This is a genomic window from Pseudomonas sp. GW821-FHT02H06, assembly GCF_059421525.1.
The window spans coordinates 12,800-33,022 of sequence record NZ_JBWKVD010000015.1 but is presented as its reverse complement, the minus strand read 5'-3'; the positions used below and the strand labels follow the sequence as shown (position 1 = coordinate 33,022).

The 20,223-nt window shown below is 56.6% G+C and carries 16 protein-coding genes, 1 tRNA gene and 1 pseudogene; 11 read left to right on the top strand and 7 right to left on the bottom strand.

Annotation, left to right across the window (positions count from 1 at the left end; genetic code table 11):
* The gene (locus AC07VF_RS20915) at positions 1-978 is read left to right on the top strand and encodes a GGDEF domain-containing protein (protein WP_065990974.1); all 978 of its coding nucleotides are present in this window, start codon (positions 1-3) and stop codon (positions 976-978) included.
* A 27-nt stretch (positions 979-1,005) separates the two neighbouring features.
* On the opposite strand, the gene AC07VF_RS20910 is transcribed toward AC07VF_RS20915, so the two are convergent.
* The 3 genes from AC07VF_RS20910 to gabD form a co-directional block, all read right to left on the bottom strand.
* Positions 1,006-2,229 (bottom strand): HDOD domain-containing protein, encoded by a 1,224-nt coding sequence (locus AC07VF_RS20910; RefSeq protein WP_495009643.1) that lies wholly within the window; start codon positions 2,227-2,229, stop codon positions 1,006-1,008.
* A gap of 162 nt (positions 2,230-2,391) precedes the next feature.
* Entirely contained in the window at positions 2,392-3,672 is a 1,281-nt protein-coding gene (gabT, locus tag AC07VF_RS20905; RefSeq protein ID WP_192135860.1) for a 4-aminobutyrate--2-oxoglutarate transaminase, read from the bottom strand.
* A gap of 194 nt (positions 3,673-3,866) precedes the next feature.
* Positions 3,867-5,309, bottom strand: a complete 1,443-nt coding sequence (gene gabD, locus AC07VF_RS20900) for an NADP-dependent succinate-semialdehyde dehydrogenase (protein ID WP_369306586.1) — start codon at positions 5,307-5,309, stop codon at positions 3,867-3,869.
* Between the two features lie 365 nt (positions 5,310-5,674).
* Here gabD and AC07VF_RS20895 point away from each other — a divergent pair.
* The 4 genes from AC07VF_RS20895 to AC07VF_RS20880 all read left to right on the top strand — a co-directional run bounded on the left by AC07VF_RS20895 (position 5,675) and on the right by AC07VF_RS20880 (position 9,821).
* Positions 5,675-5,751: transfer RNA gene (locus AC07VF_RS20895), tRNA-Arg, on the top strand.
* 705 nt (positions 5,752-6,456) lie between these two features.
* Positions 6,457-7,635: a hypothetical protein gene (locus tag AC07VF_RS20890; protein ID WP_495009642.1), complete on the top strand. Its 1,179-nt coding sequence runs from the start codon at positions 6,457-6,459 to the stop codon at positions 7,633-7,635.
* Positions 7,625-9,391: an ATP-binding protein gene (locus AC07VF_RS20885; protein WP_495009641.1), complete on the top strand. Its 1,767-nt coding sequence runs from the start codon at positions 7,625-7,627 to the stop codon at positions 9,389-9,391. Before AC07VF_RS20890 ends, AC07VF_RS20885 begins: the two co-directional genes overlap by 11 nt.
* Before the next feature lie 190 nt (positions 9,392-9,581).
* The gene (locus AC07VF_RS20880) at positions 9,582-9,821 is read left to right on the top strand and encodes a type II toxin-antitoxin system RelB/DinJ family antitoxin (protein WP_495009640.1); all 240 of its coding nucleotides are present in this window, start codon (positions 9,582-9,584) and stop codon (positions 9,819-9,821) included.
* A 143-nt stretch (positions 9,822-9,964) separates the two neighbouring features.
* Here AC07VF_RS20880 and AC07VF_RS20875 read toward each other — a convergent pair whose 3' ends face one another.
* Together AC07VF_RS20875 and AC07VF_RS20870 are read right to left on the bottom strand one after the other, a co-directional pair.
* Positions 9,965-10,678, bottom strand: a complete 714-nt coding sequence (locus tag AC07VF_RS20875; RefSeq protein WP_446731160.1) for a methyl-accepting chemotaxis protein — start codon at positions 10,676-10,678, stop codon at positions 9,965-9,967.
* Between the two features lie 141 nt (positions 10,679-10,819).
* Positions 10,820-11,845 (bottom strand): annotated as a pseudogene (locus AC07VF_RS20870) (methyl-accepting chemotaxis protein); the annotation flags it as partial.
* 708 nt (positions 11,846-12,553) lie between these two features.
* Here AC07VF_RS20870 and AC07VF_RS20865 point away from each other — a divergent pair.
* The 3 genes from AC07VF_RS20865 (at position 12,554) to AC07VF_RS20855 (ending at position 14,897) form a co-directional block, all read left to right on the top strand.
* The gene (locus AC07VF_RS20865) at positions 12,554-12,778 is read left to right on the top strand and encodes a hypothetical protein (RefSeq protein ID WP_244655953.1); all 225 of its coding nucleotides are present in this window, start codon (positions 12,554-12,556) and stop codon (positions 12,776-12,778) included.
* A 264-nt stretch (positions 12,779-13,042) separates the two neighbouring features.
* On the top strand, positions 13,043-13,462 hold the full coding sequence (locus AC07VF_RS20860; RefSeq protein ID WP_495009639.1) for a DUF2628 domain-containing protein: 420 nt from the start codon (positions 13,043-13,045) through the stop codon (positions 13,460-13,462).
* A 304-nt stretch (positions 13,463-13,766) separates the two neighbouring features.
* Positions 13,767-14,897, top strand: coding sequence for a mechanosensitive ion channel family protein (locus tag AC07VF_RS20855; RefSeq protein WP_495009638.1), 1,131 nt, complete (start codon positions 13,767-13,769; stop codon positions 14,895-14,897).
* Between the two features lie 49 nt (positions 14,898-14,946).
* Here AC07VF_RS20855 and AC07VF_RS20850 read toward each other — a convergent pair whose 3' ends face one another.
* Positions 14,947-16,434: a YdgA family protein gene (locus tag AC07VF_RS20850; protein ID WP_495009637.1), complete on the bottom strand. Its 1,488-nt coding sequence runs from the start codon at positions 16,432-16,434 to the stop codon at positions 14,947-14,949.
* A gap of 215 nt (positions 16,435-16,649) precedes the next feature.
* Here AC07VF_RS20850 and AC07VF_RS20845 point away from each other — a divergent pair, with 215 nt between their 5' ends.
* Both AC07VF_RS20845 and AC07VF_RS20840 read left to right on the top strand, forming a co-directional pair.
* Complete coding sequence (locus AC07VF_RS20845) at positions 16,650-17,342, top strand: HAD-IA family hydrolase (protein WP_495009636.1); 693 nt, start codon at positions 16,650-16,652, stop codon at positions 17,340-17,342.
* A gap of 402 nt (positions 17,343-17,744) precedes the next feature.
* Positions 17,745-18,047 carry a helix-turn-helix domain-containing transcriptional regulator gene (locus AC07VF_RS20840; protein ID WP_065990926.1) on the top strand — a complete coding sequence of 101 codons (303 nt, stop codon included), beginning with the start codon at positions 17,745-17,747 and terminating at the stop codon, positions 18,045-18,047.
* Positions 18,048-18,055: 8 nt separating this feature from the next.
* Here AC07VF_RS20840 and AC07VF_RS20835 read toward each other — a convergent pair whose 3' ends face one another.
* On the bottom strand, positions 18,056-19,021 hold the full coding sequence (locus tag AC07VF_RS20835; protein ID WP_495009635.1) for a LysR family transcriptional regulator: 966 nt from the start codon (positions 19,019-19,021) through the stop codon (positions 18,056-18,058).
* 304 nt (positions 19,022-19,325) lie between these two features.
* Here AC07VF_RS20835 and AC07VF_RS20830 point away from each other — a divergent pair, with 304 nt between their 5' ends.
* Entirely contained in the window at positions 19,326-20,204 is an 879-nt protein-coding gene (locus tag AC07VF_RS20830) for an amino acid ABC transporter permease (RefSeq protein WP_192173067.1), read from the top strand.
* Positions 20,205-20,223: the final 19 nt, after the last annotated feature.

Below are 20,223 nucleotides of genomic sequence, written 5' to 3'. Positions count from 1 at the left end.
ATGGACAACCAGACTCCCCACGTTGAGACCCCCGCCGCAGCAGAAACCCTTCTGGCGCTGATGCATGCCCAGGCGGAAGTGGCGCGTCTCAGCGAGCGCGAGCAGTTGTTCAGTTCTCTGCTGGTCAGCGTGAACGCCGTGTTGTGGGCGTTCGACTGGCAGACGCAACGCATGATCTATGTCAGCCCCGCCTACGAGCGCATTTTCGGCCGTTCCGCCGGTTTGTTGCTCGCCGATTACAGCGAGTGGCGCGACAGCATCTACCCCGACGATCTGGACTACGCCGAGCGCAGCCTGAGCGAAGTGCTTGAGAAGGGCTCCATCGAAGACCGCGAGTACCGCATCATTCGCGCCGACGGCCAGGTCCGTTGGCTGAGCGATAAGTGCTTCGTCAGTCATCAGGCCGAGCACAGCCAGCGCCTGATCGTAGTCGGCATCGCCGAAGACATCACCGAGAAGAAGCACCTCGAAGACGAGCTGCAGCGCCTGGCCACCACCGACGTTCTGACCCAGAGCAGTAACCGCCGGCACTTCTTCGAATGCGCCCAGCGGGAATTCGAGCAGGCCCGTTTACAGGGCACGCCGATGGCATTCCTGTTGCTGGACGTGGATGACTTCAAGCTGGTCAACGACACCTACGGCCACCAGGAAGGCGATCTGGTGCTGCAGCGCATTGCCGAATGCGGGCGCAAGACGCTCCGTCGTGGTGATCTGTTCGGACGAATTGGCGGTGAGGAATTTGCCGCCGTGTTCCCGGGCTGTGCGCCGGAAATGGCCCAGCAGATTGCCGAGCGGTTGCAGCGGGAGATTCAGCGCCTGAGCTTTCAGTGCAATGACAAAACCTTCGGCATCACTGCCAGCCAGGGGCTGACCAACCTCGGCGACCAGGACCAGAGCCTCGAAGCGCTTTACGCACGCTCGGACGCTGCGATGTACCAGGCCAAGCGCCAGGGCAAGAATCAGATCGTGCTGGTGTAAGCCTGCTTTTCCGAATGCACATCCCGGCTAAGCCACCGTCTTGCTGCGCACCCCTTCCAGATCTGACCTGCTGACCTTCAAGAGCCGCGCCGATTTGCTTTTCGCCAGTGCCTCCAGCGGGTCTTCGAGCCCTAGCGAGCCCATCTGCCCTGCCACATTCATTGCCAAGACCTCGCGCGTGAACACGCCGGTGTTGTATTGGTACACCGCCGCAATCAGCTCACGCAGCTCCAACGGCAGGCGCCAGCGCGTCCGTAGTGCCGAGCCAAACGAGGCCGAATACTGCGCCAACGCGCGGCGAATGGTGGCCTCATCCAGCGCGCCGCCGGCGATCAGCCAGTCCTGCAAACAGCGCAACACCGTCAATTCGCCCAAGCCCCTGAGCAAGCCGGCGCAGTAACAGCGCTCGTGATTCAGATCCAGCTTGAGCGCCAGCGTCCGCGCACATTCGGCGGTGCGTTGCGAGACATCCCAGATTTCGCTGGCTTGCAGCAGCAACGCTGCATCCGTGAGCACCGCGCCACGCTTGAGAGCGAGACCCTGAACCAGATTGACGCTCTGGGTACCGCCCAATACGGCGAGCGCCTGCGCCAGCGTCTGCACGGGCTTGCCTTGATGGTGGGACGCGCTGTTGGCGGCGGCAATCAAAAGCGCGGTGACGTGGGGATCGTGAGTCAACGCCTGTTCCAGCAACGTCAGATCAACGCCCGACGCCCCGCGACTGCTGGCCGCCGCCGCGGCCACGTCAACGAACAGGGGTCCGCCGTCTGCGACTTCCCGGCGCTGTTCCAGAAACGCATCCAGCCCGACGCCCGGCGCCAGACCTGGCACCGCACAGGCAACCTGCGCACCGTCCTGCAACAGCAGCGTTTCCAGCCGTTGGCGCAGGCCTTCCAGGTTCAGGGGTTTGGTGAGGTAGGCCGTGGGCGCCAGCTGCACAGCTTCACGCACGCTGACGCTGTCGCTGCGACTGCTCAGCAGAATGAAACGAACCGGAGGCTGACGACGCAACTGCCGCAGCCCGCGCAGCAGGCTCAGCCCATCGACGCCCGGCAACTCGCGGGAGGCGATGACCAGGTCGGGGATGTACCCGCTCATCCGCTCGATGGCCTCCCGGCCGTTGGAACAGATGTCCAGCTGCGCGTCACAACGCACATCCAGGACCAATTCGTTGAGCATCTCGCGGGCCCAAGGGTCCGATTCAGCGATCAACACGCGGGGAACGGCTAGCGCCTCTACAACGGTCATCATGACTCTCCGGCATCAGTCTCTTCACCATAGTCAAAGACTGCGCAGGGATACAAACCGAAAGAGAATTTCCTGACGTCAAAAACAAAAAAACCTGCCGAAGCAGGTTTTTTCTGACGAAGCGGTCACATTTGATCAAACGTGCCGCAGCTCATCGGCATGAAGTCAGGCGATTTCAGCGAAGCATTCTTCGATGATCTTCAGGCCTTTGTCCAACTGCTCGTCCGGCGAGGTCAGCGGGACCAGCACGCGCAATACGTTGCCATAGGTGCCGCAGGACAGCAGGATGAGCCCCTTGTCACGGGCCTTCGCGATCACTTGTGCGACGGCAGCAGCGTTCGGCTTGTGGGTGTCGCCATTCTCGAAGCACTCGACGGCGATCATGGCGCCCAGCGCGCGGACTTCGCCGATGACCGGGTACTTGGCCTGGATGGCGCGCAGGCCAGTGACCAGACGCTCGCCAACCGCTTTGCAACGATCCAGCAGGTGCTCTTCCTCGAACACTTCCATGACCGCCAGCGCAGCCGCGCATGCGATCGGGCTACCCGCGTACGTGCCGCCCAGACCGCCCGGGGCGATGGCGTCCATGTACTCGGCCTTGCCGCACACGCCGGCCAACGGGAAACCACCGGCGATGGATTTGGCGAAGGTGGTCAGGTCGGCGCTCACGCCCATCTGTTCCATGGCGAAGAAGGTGCCGGTACGGCCAGCGCCAGTCTGCACTTCGTCAGCGATCAGCAGAATGCCGTGCTTGTCGCACAGTTCACGCAGACGCGCCATGAACGCCTTCGGCGCGACATAGAAACCGCCCTCGCCCTGCACCGGCTCGATGATGATCGCGGCGATGTCTTTCGGCTCGGCGTCGTTCTTGAAGATGCGCTCGATGCTGGCGATCGAATCGTCAACGCTGACACCGTGCAGCTCGTTCGGGTAGATGGCGCGGAAGATACCGCCCGGCATCAGGCCCATGCCGGCCGAGTACGGCACGACTTTACCGGTCAGACCCAGGGTCATCATGGTGCGGCCGTGGTAGGCGCCGGTGAAGGCGATGACGCCTGCACGGCCTGTCGCGGCGCGGGCGATCTTGACGGCGTTTTCAACCGCTTCGGAACCGGTGGTGACCAACAGGGTTTTCTTGGCGAAATCGCCCGGGACCTTGGCGTTGACCTTCTCGCACAGCTCTACATAGGGCTCGTACGCCAGCACCTGGAAGCAGGTGTGGGTCAGCTTGGTCAGTTGCTCTTGAACGGCGGCGACGATTTTCGGGTGCAGGTGACCGGTGTTCAGGACCGCGATGCCGCCCGCGAAGTCGATGAACTCATTGCCTTCGACGTCGGTAACGGTGGCGTTCTTCGCAGACTCAGCGAAGATCGGGTGAATTTGACCAACGCCGCGTGGGACAGCAGCTTCGCGGCGTTTCATCAGGGATGCGTTAGTTTTGCTCATCATTTCCTCATTCGCCGCTCATCGGGCGGCGCGGTTCAAGGATCAAGCAGCGGGGGTCAACAGCGACAGCATACGATGATCGACTGTCGCGGCCTCCCGGCCACCCATAGGTTGGTGCCACTGAAACCTACGAAACGGCGCTCTCGCGTCCCGCAGGTTGTAGAACAGTTACTTCACTCTGCCACTCAGCCGGTTCAAATGCTGAGGCAGAGGTATTTGATTTCCAGATAATCTTCGATGCCGTACTTGGAGCCTTCACGGCCAAGACCGGACGCCTTGATGCCACCGAACGGCGCGACTTCGTTGGAGATCAGGCCGGTGTTGATGCCCACCATGCCGTACTCAAGCGCTTCCGCCACGCGGAACACACGGCTCAGGTTCTGCGCGTAAAAGTACGACGCCAGCCCGAACTCGGTATCGTTGGCCATGGCGATCACTTCGGCTTCGTCTTTGAAGCGGAACAGCGGAGCCAGCGGACCGAAGGTTTCTTCCTTGGCGACGGCTGCGTTTTTCGGCACGTTGACGAGGATAGTCGGTTCGAAGAAGTTGCCTTCCAGGCTGTTGCCGCCGCTCAACACTTTCGCGCCTTTGCTCAAGGCATCAGCGATGTGTTCCTTGACCTTGGCCACGGCTTTTTCATCGATCAGGGGACCGGTGGTGGTGCCTTCAGCCAGGCCATCGCCTACTTTCAGCTTGGCGACGGCAACCTGCAGCTTCTCGGCGAACGCGTCGTAGACCGCGTCCTGCACATAAATGCGGTTGGCGCACACGCAGGTCTGGCCGTTGTTGCGGTACTTGGAAATGATCGCGCCTTCAACGGCCTTATCCAGGTCAGCGTCGTCGAACACGATGAACGGCGCGTTGCCACCCAGTTCCAGCGACACCTTCTTGATGTCGTGGGCGCATTCAGCCATCAACTGGCGACCGATCTCGGTCGAGCCGGTGAACGACAGCTTGCGCACGATGGGGTTGCTGGTCAGCTCGCTACCGATATCGCCGGCGCTGCCGGTCACCACGCTGAACACGCCAGCCGGGATGCCCGCGCGCTCGGCCAGTTCAGCCAGTGCCAGTGCGGAATACGGGGTTTGCGAAGCAGGCTTGAGCACCATGGTGCAGCCTGCCGCCAGCGCCGGGCCGGCTTTGCGGGTGATCATGGCCGCGGGGAAGTTCCACGGCGTGATCGCTGCAGTCACGCCGATCGGCTGCTTGAGCACGATCAGGCGCTTGTCCGGCTGATGGCCCGGAATCACGTCGCCATAAATACGCTTGGCCTCTTCAGAGAACCACTCGATAAAGGAAGCAGCGTAGGTGATTTCGCCTTTAGCCTCGGCCAGCGGCTTGCCCTGCTCCAGGGTCATCAGGCGACCGAGGTCGTCCTGGTTTTCAATCATCAGCTCGAACCAGCGACGCAGCTTGGCGCCACGCTCTTTGGCAGTCAGCGCACGCCAGGCCGGCAGCGCCTTGTCGGCGGCCTCGATGGCGCGACGGGTTTCAGCAGCGCCCATCTTCGGCACAGTGCCGAGAATCTCGTTGGTCGACGGATTGTTGACCTTGATGGTCTGGCCACTGTCGGCATCAGCCCAGGCGCCATTGATGTACGCCTGCTGGCGGAACAACTTCGAGTCTTTGAGCTGCATTGCGGCCTCCTGAACAGCACCGCGCGCGGCGGGGCGAATGGTTGTGTGCGGGCGCCTCGACCGAGGCCGCCGCCGGATAAGACTGTCGCCGGCCCTGATTGGAGAATAGAAGAAAGGCCGGGCGGGGCGTTTGAAATCTCAAACGAATCCTAGGGACAACAGGGTTAAAGGACAATAGTGCGTTCGAAAAAAAGAACGGCTGGAGCTTGGGGTGGGGGTTAATCGGATGAGCGTAACCGGGAGCATGCGTATGCGGTCGTCATGCGCGGGTGCCTAAGCGGTTGGATGTGGTCCCACTAAATTGTGAACGGCGGGTCATCGGCATGGACGCGTGCAAGCCAGATGAGTATTATGGCGCCCGCGTTGCACCTGTAGCTCAGCTGGATAGAGTACTGCCCTCCGAAGGCAGGGGTCATGGGTTCGAATCCCGTCAGGTGCACCATACAAATCGGGCAACTAGCCTCCGCTGCAACTCGAGGTATCGACCTTGACGGTGCATGACGGATGCAGGCCTGAACTGAAAGCCTCTTGGTTTACACCGAGGGGCTTTTTTTTACTTAAGCGATCACGCCCCTCCCGGGCTACGGTCAGCCGCTTCTTCAAAATCCGTCTAAGCTAAGCTTTCACCAGCAGGGGCGGGACATTATGTCGTTAGAAATCGTGATAACGGACACACTGGAGTGGCTGAAGCAAGATAGCGCGCGAACGCTCTGGATAAAATGGAGCGTACAGAAGGGGAAGATAGAGACTTTCGATAGCAGCATTTTGGCCGAGCTGCGCGATTTGCTTATTCGCAAGGCTTCAAACGGTGCAGAAGAAAATTACGAAGTCATCGACCCGATTTTCATTCGGCATTTCATGGCATCCCTGCCGGCTACCAAATTGAGGGGCGTAAGCTCGTCATCCCTGAGGCAAAACAGCATGTCTAGGCCATGCTGATGAAAGAGGACGCTAAGTCGAGTACTAATTCCAGCACTCATTTGATTACATTCGTTAACGGCCTCCTGACGCGCGAAAAAACATGTCTGATTTAATCGTGATAGAGGTCTCTGGTTCTCTGCTGGTGGGCTAGCGAGCCGGAGCGCAGCTCGGAGCTGTCTTATCACGCCATTAGCGCAGATTGAAAATTACAAAGGGAGAGATTGACATGGGACGTTCTGCAGACTACACGATACAGGGATTTCTATATCAGTTTAACCAGACTCTTTCTGAGTTACTGAAAGCTCCGGATGATGCAATTATTACAATCGAGGGTATTGTTGAAGACATCGAAGTAGAGACCTACGCCGGAATTAAAGCCATTCAATGCAAGTATCATGAGACTCAGGAAAATTATGCTCCCAGCATACTTTATGATCCCATACTGCAAATGATGAAGCATTTCAAGTCAAACCCTCACGCAAATATTGAATACCATCTGTTCGCCCACTTCCCCAACGCACCAGCAATTGCGATATCGTCCATTGAGCTTGAAGGCGCGCTAAGCTCAAAAGACAAAAAGCTAAAGAATTTGGTTATTGAAGCGACAGGCGTGGATATCAATGGTTTTTTGAAGGTATTTGCAATCACCGTCACACCCAAATATTCCGAACTAATGGGGAATAATATCTCCCAACTTGAAGCACTCGGATTTCATAAATTAGAAGTGGAAACTCTATTTTATCCAAATGCAGTACAGCTAATTGCAGACCTTAGCATCAAACATGATGAGAAACTTAGAAAAATTACAAAAATCGACTTTCTGGAAATATTACGCAGAATTCGATCAACCGCGATATCTCAGTGGACGTTGGCGCTGCAGAGCCGTCAAAAAATCATCGAAGCGAGACGCAAGCAACTTAAAGAGTGCTTAAGTTCAAACGTTAGATTACGGCACTTTGTTATATTTCCTAAATTCATAGATCAGTTCGACGATCAGATTGTACTTTTTATAAAGTCATACATAGACAAATATCACTTTAAATTAGCTCATACCCAAACACCAATTTTCGCGCTGGATGTGCCCCAAGAATTGTTGGAGGAAATAGCAGAGCGTCTCATTGGCAAAGACGTAGTTCCAAACATGGGACGGCCAGTTAAAGCCTTTTTGGAGGCTAATTTTTTTCGTGACCCCATGGTGCAGAGGGATAAGAAAGAGTTTGTACTGAGACTTATCTGCTGGGATGACTATCTTGGGCTCACGATGGCAGTCAAGCCAGATGACTTATTTGCAATTGGTGAGGGAGAAATACAACCGCTAGACACAAAGGACGTCAATCTTGAAGCGCTATCTGCGGAGAAAATTGACGAAATCAAGTACATGATGGGGTTAAGTAATGGTTATTAAAATCGGAGCTGTACTTTCGTGTGCACCAGAGGCTGTGATAGTGGCAGTTGACAACCTCGAAGTTTTCGAAAAAAACAAGGAGGGGTTGCAAGTCGGCCGGTTTCTGAAAATTGCACAAGGCAATCACGACTTTACAATTGCCACCATCCGAAACATAAAGGGCACAAATACTACGGGGCCTGACGGAAAACCGGTCTGGGCCTTTCAGATTGAATGCCAGGCGATCGGGACATTGGTAGACGATCAGACATTCGACCGTGGAAGCTTGCTTCTGCCAGTGCCTACAGAGCACGCATTCGTCGTAGAAAAAGACACTCTCGAGAAGATATTTGCTGCAGATGGCGATCACGACTTCCCGCTCGGAAGGCTTTCATTAAACAAAGCGACCGCTCTGATGATCAACGGAAACAGATTTTTCAGCAAACATATTGCAGTCGTGGGTTCGACCGGTTCTGGCAAGTCATGCACAGTCGCAAGTGTGCTGCAGGGTATTGTTGGAATTTCGCAGCACAAAAACAATAACAAAGAGAAACAAAACAACTCTCATGTGGTTATCTTTGACATCCATGATGAATACACTGCTGCTTTCACCTTAGGAAAGGACGAAGCTTTTACACTGAGCCGATTGGACATTGATACTCTTCAGCTACCGTATTGGCTTATGAATTCTGAAGAACTTGAGAGCATGTTCATAGAAAGCAACGAAGCAAATTCTCACAATCAAGTTAGTCAGTTTAAATATGCAGTGGTGCTAAATAAAGAAAAGCACAATCCCAAAGTTTCGGAGGTTACGTACGATACACCCGTTTACTTTTCAATCAAAGAGGTTTTTAACTTCATCGAGAATCTTAATCGTGAAGTTATCGGGCGACTGCCGGGAGAAGACAAGCCCAAGCTTACTAGCGGACAATTAGTCGATGACAAAAGCATATACTTCGACAAAATTCACGACTTCATTGCCAACTCTAGCGCCGCGGCTACAAAAGCCACTAATGGGCCCTTCAATGGTGAGTTCAACAGGTTTGTTTCAAGATTGGAGGCGAAACTCACGGATAAACGTCTTAGGTTTTTGTTGACTGCAAAGAAATCAAACGGACACGCTCATGTCACGGAAGATTTCGAGGCGTTGATGAAGCAATTCATTGGTTACCTAGATAAGGCAAACGTGACTGTCGTTGACCTCAGCGGTGTACCATTTGAGGTTCTTAGCATCACTGTTAGCCTCATCTCCCGGCTGATCTTCGATTTTTGTTTCCATTACTCGAAACTACAGCACGCGCAAGGCTTGCTTAACGACATCCCAGTCATGCTGGTTTGCGAAGAGGCGCATAATTACGTTCCACGCAGCGATCAGGCGGCTTATCGTGCGTCCCGCAAGTCTATCGAGCGTATTGCTAAAGAAGGAAGGAAATACGGCTTGAGCCTGATGGTAGTCAGCCAGCGGCCATCTGAAGTCTCAGAAACTATCTTCGCACAGTGCAGCAATTTTATATCGCTGCGCCTGACGAACGATGCAGATCAAACATATGTGCGGCGTCTATTTCCTGACAATGCTAATGCGATCACTGAGATCCTACCTAACCTAGCTCCCGGCGAATGCGTTGTCGTAGGTGACGCGGTGCTCTTACCTGCCGTTATTAAAATGCCGCTACCGGTTCCAGAACCGCATTCGCAGAGCGTCAAAGTTCATAATGAATGGAGAACACAGTGGCGTGACGTCGTATTCTCACAGGTCATAGAGCGTTGGCGAAAGTAGTATCGCGTTTACTCTGGAAGGATGCACTCGCTCCAGATCTTATAGCCGCCGAGCCTTAAAGGATGAGCCTCGAAAGCTCGGCGTAAGTTGACCCTAACTGTGATCGCGGCTCGCGCTATCCGTAGCCCAGACTTGCCGTGGAACGGCGATATATCTAACGTAACGACACATTTCTTTACGGGCTCAAACTATGGCTTCCATTAATGTTCGCGTCGACGACGAACTCAAGGCTCGCGCCTACCGAGAGCTGGAGCGTCTAGGCGTTACTCCGTCCGACCTTATGCGCCAAGCCCTGCAGTACGTCGCCGAGCGTGGTCAACTCCCGTTCCGGCCGGTCCTCCTCACTCAAGAAGACGAAGCGTTGATCTCCGTGGCGCGCGAGCGCCTTGCCGCGCCGCAGCGCGTTAAGGTTTCGATGGATGAGTTATAGGCTGAAGCTATCAACTGATCGATGGACGACCGTAAGTCCACGCTCTCGAATAGAACATCGGGCTGCCTGCAACGACAGCTCAATTTCTACGAGCGATCAGGCATCTAATCCCCCAGTGACTGGATGATCATCTTCCCAGCCGCTCACACCACAAACTTACTCACCAACCCCTGCAGATGGACACCCAAACGCGCCAGCTCAACGCTTGACGCTGCAGTCTGTTCACTCGCGGAAGCGGTCTGCTCGGAGATGTCCCTCACACTGAGAACACTGCGGTTTATCTCTTCAGCCACTGCGCTTTGCTCTTCAGCGGACGCCGCGATTTGCTGGTTCATCGACTCGATGGTTGAAATTGAGCGACTGATGTTGCCGATCGAAGCCCCTGCATCCCGCGCCAGCTCCACGCTGTTGTCAGTCAGCAGGCGACTGTTTTCCAGGGTGGTCGCAACCTGTGCGGTTCGGCTGTGCAGACCACCAATCAGCGTCGCAATTTCTTCGGTCGACGCCTGGGTGCGCTGCGCAAGACTTCTTACTTCATCCGCTACAACCGCAAAACCTCGTCCGGCTTCGCCAGCCCGCGCGGCTTCAATGGCCGCATTGAGTGCCAGCAAGTTGGTTTGCTCGGCGACAGCCTTGATCACGTCAAGCACACCGCCGATCTTGTTGCTCTCTTGCTTGAGCTCATCCATGGCGATTTTCGAATGACCCACTTCGGTTGCGAGCTTTTCAATCTGGAGCACTGCCTTGGCCACAACTGCGTCGCCATCGCGAGCTTCTTTCGAGGCGCTGACCGCCGCATCTGACGCCTGCTCTGCGTTCCTGGCGACTTCCTGAACAGTAGCGGCCATTTCATTCATGGCTGTGGCGACCTGATCAGTTTCGGTTCGCTGGCTGTTAACGCCCGCGCTGGTCTGCTCGGTCACCGCCGACAACTGTTCGGCAGCGCTCGCGATCTGAGTGACGCTATCACGCAGGCCACCAATCAATTGCCGCAGGTTGGTGGTCATTCTGTGCATGCTGGTCTGCAGCAGGCCAAGCTCGTCTCGCCTTTGCGTTACTTCGCTGTAGGTCAGATCGCCGTTGGCGACTCGATCAGCCAATTGCAGCGCTTCGCGAAGCGGACCCACGATGAGGCGGGTGATGACCCATGCAGCCAGTGCGCTGATGATGAGCGCAATGCTGAGCCATATGATCAACATCTTGTTGGCTTGACCCACGTCCTCAATACGCAGCGAGACCTGGTTCTGTGCCAACTGATCGGCGGAGGCCAGCAGGACTTCGATGTTTTTGGTAATACCTGCCTGGCCCTGATTAATGGCGGCCTGTGCTTCCGAAAACTGGGCAATGGCAGCCTGGTATCTATTCAGTGAAGCCTGAAAGCCTTTGATGGCGTCGGGTTGAAATCCAGCGGCTTGCAGGGATTGGGCGTTGTTTACGGCCGCAGCGATTGAAGCGTTCGCCAGCTGCTGCGCGTCAGGCTTTAGCGTGAAGGTGTACCCACGCACATCAAAGCGCATTTTCTGAAAAAGCGTCAGCGCTTGTCCGATTGCATCTCGCTGTGCGGCCGTGCCCTCGGGCGAATTGGAGAGCGTGTCTAAGCGCAGCAGCACCTCCAATGCCTCATCAGCGGCGCTGCCAGACACGGCTCGGCTCGTTTCGCGCGTATGGGTCGCATTGATGATGTCGTTGTAAAAGCCCTTGTAAACCGTCATCGCGGCGGTCGCGGTTTTAACGTGGGGAATATTGAGCTCGGAGTCGAGTATTTCGCGCAAATACGCCAAATGACTGTCGAGGTTGTCATAGGCTTTTAGCCAGGTGGCAGCGTTGGCGTCGTCGGAATTCTGGCCGTAGACCAGCCGGGCGATGCGCATGTCCCGGGTCAGGGTTGTGAGCTTCGCAATATCAGACACGCGCTCGCTTCGCTCACTGAGTGAGGAGATTCCTGTCCAACCCGTGAGGGCAATAAGGACAGTAAATATGATCACCAGGGTGAAGCCGAGTACGAGCTTTGACCTGACGGTCATATTGATCAAAATATTCTTTAGCATGGCGCCCTCTGAAAGTTATAGGTATTCACATAGGAGAGGGCCACTCCATGCCATTCCTAACCCCATAACATTCGGCCACCCGCAAAGAAACTTTAGTGAAAAAGCATCTTTTTAAGAGGCTATCGAACTAATAATTTATTTTCATCGCCGAAACTATTTCAGGGAATAAGTTCAACCTATTCGCCATTTTTTTGTGAGCCCACTGAACGGCTGTGTGGGCCGGAGACTTCGGATCCAGCCGGGCTTTGGCGGATTCGACCAGCGCTCGGCCCAAGCCAGAGGCGGCAGGATTGCGCCTCTCAGGGCTGATGACTCAGGAAACTTTCCCATTCAGTGGATGGGACAAGTTAAGCAGACCCGAAAGACACTTACTCTTTCCAGTAAGTGTGGGTACCGCTCACCACATGGCAACTTTTAACTTAAAGATTTAGTGCCGTCAGTGTTGAACAAATTAGTCATAAAACGGGTCGCCTTTAGTTGATCACCCCTTAACTCCCGCGCGGTTTCTACCGTTCAGACTCATTACTTGACCGGCCGTAGGAGCCCAGAACACTTAGTCCAGCAAACCGGCGGCCTGCACCAGCTTCAACCGGTCTCCACCCAGCAGCGGGGTCCAACACATCATTGCCAGGGTATCGGGTTGCAACGCATGTTCGAGAATGCCGTGGCCCACATGGGGAAGGGATGAGCGAAATGCAGCAGCAAGGCCCTGTCACCGCCGTACCCATCCCAGCGGCGGTGAGCATGTTCCCGGGCGAGCAGCTCCGCCTGTCACGGCGCTGGGCAGAGGCTTGGTTCGACGACCTGCGATTCTTCGCTGAGGCCGAGCACGGCGGGCACTTCGCTGCCATGGAGAACCCAGCAACGCTCACCGAGCATGTGCGTGAGACCTTTCGTCTGCTGCGGTAAAGGCCTCGCGGGCTTCGGCGAGGGCCACGCCTGGCCGGCGTCTGGACGCTTTTGTAATCTGTAAAAAAAATGAGAAAAAATTCCCCACCTGTAGGAATATTCCGACCCATGAGGCTGCAGCGACGCGCGATGAAGCCCTCGCCACGCTCGTGAGCGTTTCCCCGCTCTTCAAGAACTTCGAGGAGTCAGCAACGCATAACAACAAGCAACATCCAGGATATCCGGGAAGAAAAACACCACTCAAGGACCATAAGGAGATCTCAAATGAGCACGACAGATCAGGTACAAAGCCGTGAAGGCTACAGCGAGAAATGGCAGCAACGTTTCGCATTTTTTGACGAGCATGGCGCGCCGAATTCACCAACGTTCAAGCCCGCATGGCTGAAGCTGCCTCTCCGGCAGAGGATCAAGATCAACGCGAACATCATTGCGTTTTTTTTCGGCCCGATTTACCTGTTCGTTCTGGGGTTGTGGAAAAAAAACCTGACGATAATCGGCATTTTGCTGGCCGTCAGTGTCGTGTCGGAAATCTTCTATTCGGCCACCGACTTTGCCTACGCCAAACAGTTGGATCTTGCTGTAGGTATCGCCATAAACGCCTTTTATGCAAGGACCACAAACTACGCCTATTACCTCAAGGAAATTAAAGGCGAACAAGGCTGGAATCCGTTCAAAGGCTGCTAAGGCTGAGACAGACCAAAGAGCGTCGTAACTTTCATTGCTCAGCGTGCGTGAAAGACGAGCCTTCGCCATGGTGTTGCGAGCAAGCAATGCCATGGCCGCTACAGCATGAGCCAGACATTCAGGCGTCGCCCGACATTAGCCTGAACTGGTCAGCGCATTCGACATGTAGTAAACGTGTCGGATGCTCTGGCTCGCTGATTCCAGCCCGTCACGATTTCAGCGGCGGCGGGTGGATCAGGGAACATTGAGCAACGAGGGAGCTCACACCTCTTGCCTTTGAACCGTCCTGTTGGTGACCCCCTCTATGGAACACGTACTCCCGGAAGCCTGGCTGAACGCGCTGCCGTTGCCCTGGCTCAATACCCTCGTGGCCGCCGTCGTCGCGATCGGCATCGCACTGTTGGGACGCTGGATTGCGCTGATCTTGCTCCGGCGCGTCGCCAAGTCGTTCGTCTTCGCCCAGCAGCTTCTCCATCGCGCCGAGCCGCCGACGTTGTGGCTAATTCCACTGCTGGCCCTGCAAACGGTCTGGACCTCTGCCCCCGATGATCTGATGTTGATCAAAGGCATTCGGCACTTGAACGGCATGCTGGTGGTGGCCGGTTTCACCTGGCTGGCGCTGAGCTGCGTGAAGGCCATTGGCGAAGCGGTCGCGATCCGAAACCCGCTGGACATCGAAGACAACCTGCAAGCCCGCCGGATCCAGACGCAAGTGCGGGTGCTGGTACGCTGCCTGAATGTGCTGGTGCTGTTGTTTGGTACGGGTCTGATTCTGATGAGCTTCCCGCCGGTGCGGCAGATTGGTACGAGCCTGCTGGCATCGGCAGGGCTCGCGGGTCTTGCCGCCGGTTTCGCCGCCAAGCCGGTGCTCGGCAACTTGATCGCGGGCCTGCAGATCGCAATCTCTCAGCCGATTCGCCTGGATGACGTGGTGATCGTTGAGGGCGAGTGGGGACGCATCGAAGAGATCAGCGGCACCTACGTGGTGCTGAAGATCTGGGATGAGCGGCGGATGGTGATTCCGTTGCAGTACTTCATCGAAAAGCCCTTCCAGAACTGGACGCGCAGCACGTCGAGTCTGATTGGCTCGGTGTTTCTCTGGGTGGATTACGCGTTGCCGCTGGAGGAGTTGCGCGAGGAAGCGGAGCGTATCTGCAAGGAAATCCCGCACCTCTGGGATGGCCGCGTCTGCGTGCTGCAGGTCACGGACACCACCGATAAGGCGATGCAATTGCGGGTGTTGTTGAGCTCGGCGGATTCATCGCGCAGTTGGGATGCGCGATGCCACATGCGCGAGCGCTTGATCAGTTTCGTTGCCCGGCAATATCCACAATGCCTGCCGCAACTACGTGCGGAGATGTCTTCGCGCACCGTACAGCCAGAGCGCGAAGGCCACGAAGCGCCGACAGAAATTGCTCGTCAGCCGCCAGTCTGAAGACAGATAAGACCCAATTGCCCGGCCACCAGTGGTGGCCGGAACAGACTCACTGCCCGCCGCTGAACATTACGAACTTGCCCATCATCATGGCGGCAAACTGCTGCGCCGGCATCTTCACGCCATTGAAGTCCACCACATCGTTGGCGTAATGCAGGCTGGACACGACGTTGTCGCCCTCGACCTTGCCCACCTGGAACATGACCGCCATGCCGCCCACCGACTCTGCTGCTGCCTGCGCCTGTTGCGTAATGGCGGCGGGATCGGTCAGGCCGGTAGCCTTGGCGCGCAGTGCGGCGAGGTCCTTGATCATCGGCTTGGAGAGCAGCAGTTTGGCGTCCAGCTGGGTCAGCAACTGCTTGAGCAATTCCGCGCCCGGCTGATCAAGCGCCGAAGGGTTGCCCAAGTCCATCGACAGGTTGAACTGGCTCTCGCCGCTGGCTGTTTTCAGTGAAAGCTTTTCCAGCTCGATGTGTGGCTTGGCACTCAGCAGCTTACTGACTTCGGCCTGCACCAGCGCCTGATCAGCCGGGCTCAAATGTGGCGTGTAGGTTTCACCCACCGCCGCGGCGGCCTGGGCTTGAGGCTGCACTTTCTCCTGATAGATCTTCATCAGCGCCTGGGTTGAGGCGATGTCGAAATTGCCGAACTTCCAGAGCATCTGCAGGGCGCCGATGTCGTTGCCATTGAAGCTGATATTGCCGATGTCGTAGCTCACCTGAGCATTCAGGTTGCCTTCCACTTCCTGCAACAGACTGGTGTTGACGAAGTCCTTGAGCTGAATGGCCGGCTGGCCCGCTGCCTGGAACGTGGCCGAGGCGATTTTCGCGTCGGTGTGGCCCAGGTAGAAACCCGATTTGCCCTTGGTGCCACCGGTGTTGAAAGTGAAATCCTTGAGCGTCAGGTGCACCGGACCTTCTTCAGAAGTAGCGGTGACGTCGACGCTGCCCAGCACACCGTTGGCTTCAAGCTTCTGGCCATCACCCGAGCCAGAGGCATTCAGGGTGAAACCGGAAAACTTGAACGCGCCGGTCTGGTCGGTGAATTCAAAGGGGAGCAACTCCACACGCCCCAACGCGGCGCGGTCGTAGCCCATGCTGAAGTGGCCGGTCAGCGGTGGCTGGCCGTTAGTCATGGCAAACCATTTTTCGGAGAAGGCGTTCTTCTCGATCTGCACGTTGCTGGCGGCCATCACCGGCACCAGTTGCAGTGACTTCACGCGGCTCCACGGCAATGGCCCGTGCTCGATGTTGTCGACAAACAGCAGCTCGACCGGCTTGCCCTCATTGAATTGGGGGTCCTGGATGTTCAGCTTGTAGTGCGCGGTGCTGGTGAAGAAGTGGCGGTCCAGAGAAAGGAGCTCAACACTCGCCTTGCCTTCATGCCCGACGAAGGCGGCTTGAAGCTGCTGATTGCCTTGCTGGATGGCGTCGTTGAGCGCGCCTTCCAGCCGTTTTCCGGTGTACCAGGCGCCAGCGGTGACGAGGACGCCCGCAACCACAATGACGCCTACGGCGATGTTGACTGATTTTTTCATGTGTCGACTCGAAGATGTCCGTTCTTGAAGAGAGGTCTTGCCTTCCTTGACCCCGGAGGGTTTCGGCGCCACACAGAGCGGCCGTGCAGCACCTTGCGCTGCCGAGAGCCCGGCGAGATTAGCACTTGGCGAGAACGTTTTGCAGCCGTTGCGCCTAGCCACGACGTTCGCCGAAGCGTTAGGCTGGACGCCAATTTGCTAACGGGATCGATGAGATGAGCGAAGTGCAAAAGCCCAAGGGTCCGGTCAAGGCGGTGATCTTCGACATGGACGGCCTGCTGCTGGACACCGAAGGCATCTACACCGAAGTGACCGACACCATCGCCAAGTGGCACGGCAAGACGTTCGACTGGGCCGTGAAGCAGCACTCCATTGGCCGCGGCTCCCAGGATTTCGCCGAATACGTGATCCGCGCGCTCGAGCTGCCGATGTCTCCCGAGGAGTTCCTGACCGTTCGCCAACCGATGCTGGACGAGCGTTTTCCGTACGCCAAGCCGATGCGTGGCGCCGAGGCACTGGTGCGTCACCTTGCCGAGCACAACATCCCCATCGCGGTGGGCACCAGCTCTTCCCTTCACTATTTCCACGCGAAGACGAGCAATCATCGCGCCTGGTTTGAGCTGTTTAAAGACGTGGTGACGGCGGATCACGCCGAGGTCACAGCGGCCAAGCCTGCGCCGGACATCTTCCTGGCTGCGGCGCGCCACTTGGGTGTGGACCCGAAGGATTGTGTGGTGTTCGAGGACTCGCCTTTCGGCGTCACCGCTGCCAAGACCGCAGGGATGTACGCCGTGGCCGTGCCGGATTCGCACATGCCGATCGAGCAATACGCGCACGCCGACTTGATACTGGGTTCGCTGACCGAGTTTCCGCTGGAGGATTGGGGTTTGCCGGGGTTTAGCAGCTGATTATCTGCGCATGCGGAGGCGCGGTTGGCCTAGATTCTTGGAGGGGAAAAATCTAGGCCATGCGTTCGCGCTGAAAATTCCTACCGGGCACATCCGTTCAGACGGGCATATTGATCGATTGCATCAACGCTATTGTTCGCCCCATGAATCAGGTCAGACATTACCTCAGCGCAAACGGCGACGATCTTTATCAGCAATGGCTTGATGAGCTCAAAGACCGATCCGCGAAAGCCAGAATCACCACGCGCATCAACCGGGTCGCTGCAGGCGCATTGGGCGGGTTTACTACGCCCAGGCAGGTAAGCAGCTAATCTTGCTGCTTCTGGGAGGCGATAAGCGCCACCAGCGATCTGACATTGTTAAAGCCATTGATTGCGGGCACGACTATCAGCGGAGAAGGCCATGACGAGCTCACGTGATCACGACGAAACAGTCATTGCGATGATTCGGGACGACCCCGCATTCGCAGCGGAGTATTTGCGAATTGCATTTGAAGAATTGGACGAAGAAGGCGGCGATGCCGGCTTTCTTGCAGCGTTAAGACATGTTGTTGAGGCTCGAGGCGGAATAGCATTCATAGCAGAGAAAGCCGGCATACCTCATGAAAGCCTTCGTCGAGCGCTATCCCCCAAAGGCAATCCCACGTTGAAAACCATGCGCCAAGTGGTACACGCCACCGGGCTCACGTTCGCGGCAATCGCGTGATAGTTACGCTACAGGCCAACCCGCAAATCCACCCCCAACGCCCGCGCGAACGCCTTGACCAGCGGGCTTCGTGGGGCGTTGTGTCTCAGGATGAGGTTGATGGGTGTGCGCAGGAAGATCAGGTCGGGGCGCAAGGCGCGGAGTAGGCCGTCGCGGATCAGATTGCGCGTGTAGTGCTCGGGGAGAAAGCCGATGAAGCGGCCGGTCAGGATCATCATGGCCACCGCTTCAACTTGGGAGGCCGAAGCGCTTTGGCTGTCCGAATTAACGAAGCTCGCCTTGTCGCGATGGATGGCATAGCGATGATTCACGATGTCGAAGGCGCGCAGGCTGTCGATGCTCAGGGCGCTGTCATCGGCCTCGAACAGCGGATGACCCACTGCGCAATACGCGTGGGAGGTCTCTTCATACAGCTCGAAATAATCAAACTCTTCGCGCCGCTGATACACCGGCACGATGCCAAGACTCACGCGTCCTTCGACCATCGCACGCTCGACTTCATCCAGTTGGGACGCTTGCAGACGCAGTCTGACTTTGGGCGCTTCATCGTGCATTAGTCTGAGTGCGGCAATGAGCGGCGAACTTTTGTCGGTCAGGGTGTTATCAATTACGCCAATACTCAAATCGCCAATCAATTCATTCTGCGCTGAACTAATCCGGTCGCGAAAACTGTCCACCGAGGCGAACAATTCGATAGCCGCCTGATAGACCAGCTTGCCCTCTTCAGTGAGGTGAAAACCTTCCCGGCCTCGTGTGCAGAGGCGCATGCCGATACGGATTTCAAGGTCCGAAATCTGCTTGCTGATGGCTGCAAGCCCCACATTCAGCTCATTCTGGGCGGCGCTGAAGCCACCCGCCTCTACCACGGCCTGGAATACCCGCAACAGCTTGAAGTCCATTCCGCTGAGAGTAAGAGGGGGGCGTATTCCCGGTTTAGGCGGCACGTTTCCAGAATTGGAAAGTGGAGTTTCCATAATGCTTATTGACCTCGCCTATTGGATTCAACAGGCTCTGACTCACAACAACTACATGCCCGATTGATAATAATGAACACAGAAAAACCTGATTGGCAACCGCGCGCGAGGTACCCCGCTACATAGGCCGAAACCGGATCCAACATTAAATAACCTGACACTTTGATCAGGACTTTCAATTTGTAACTGCCCTCTGTCCAGGACGATTCCATGCTGCAACGGCGGGCCTACGTCGGGGCAGTAGGGCTGGGTAGGGTTGCCCAGATCAGGCAGGCGCGGTCTGCATACAGCTTCGGAGAGACACATGAATCAGAATCAGGCGGAGCAGCTGCAAGCCGAGCGCAGGAAGACCGAAAACGCGTTCGACATCACCCAGTACGAACACGTCCCACGCCGCTATTACGGGCGCATTTTCTTCGCGGCCCTGATCATCATTGCCCTCGCCGGCCTGGCCCGCGCGTTTGCCAACGGGCAGATCGAGTGGAGTTACATCGGCCAGTTCCTGACCTCCGAAGCCATTCTGTGGGGACTGCTGAACACGATCGTCATGTCGATTCTGGCGATGGTGCTCGGGGTGGTGATCGGCGTGGTCACGGCCATCATGCGCATGTCGGCAAATCCGATTTTGCGTTACGTCGCGATCACCTACACCTGGCTGTTTCGCGGCACGCCGTTGATTCTGCAGTTGCTGCTGTGGTTCAACCTGGCGCTTATCTTCCCGGTCATCGGCATTCCCGGCGTGTTCGAGATCGACACGGTCAGCCTGATGACACCCTTCGTTGCCGCACTGCTGGGCCTGAGCATCAATCAGGGCGCGTATACCGCAGAGGTCGTGCGCGCAGGCTTGCTCTCCGTGGACACCGGTCAGTACGAAGCCGCAAAGTCGATCGGCATGCCGCGCCTGCAGGCTCTGCGCCGGGTGATTCTGCCCCAGGCCATGCGCGTAATCATCCCGCCGGTCGGCAACGAATTCATCGGCATGGTGAAGATGACCAGCCTGGCCAGCGTCATCCAGTATTCCGAATTGCTGCACAACGCGCAGAACATCTACTACGCCAACGCCCGGGTCATGGAGCTGCTGATCGTCGCGGGGATCTGGTACCTGGCGGTGGTGACTGTCCTGTCATTCGGCCAAAGCCGGCTGGAGCTGCGCTTTGCCCGCGGCGCCGGCAAGCGTTCGTAAATCAGGCCCAGGAGAATCA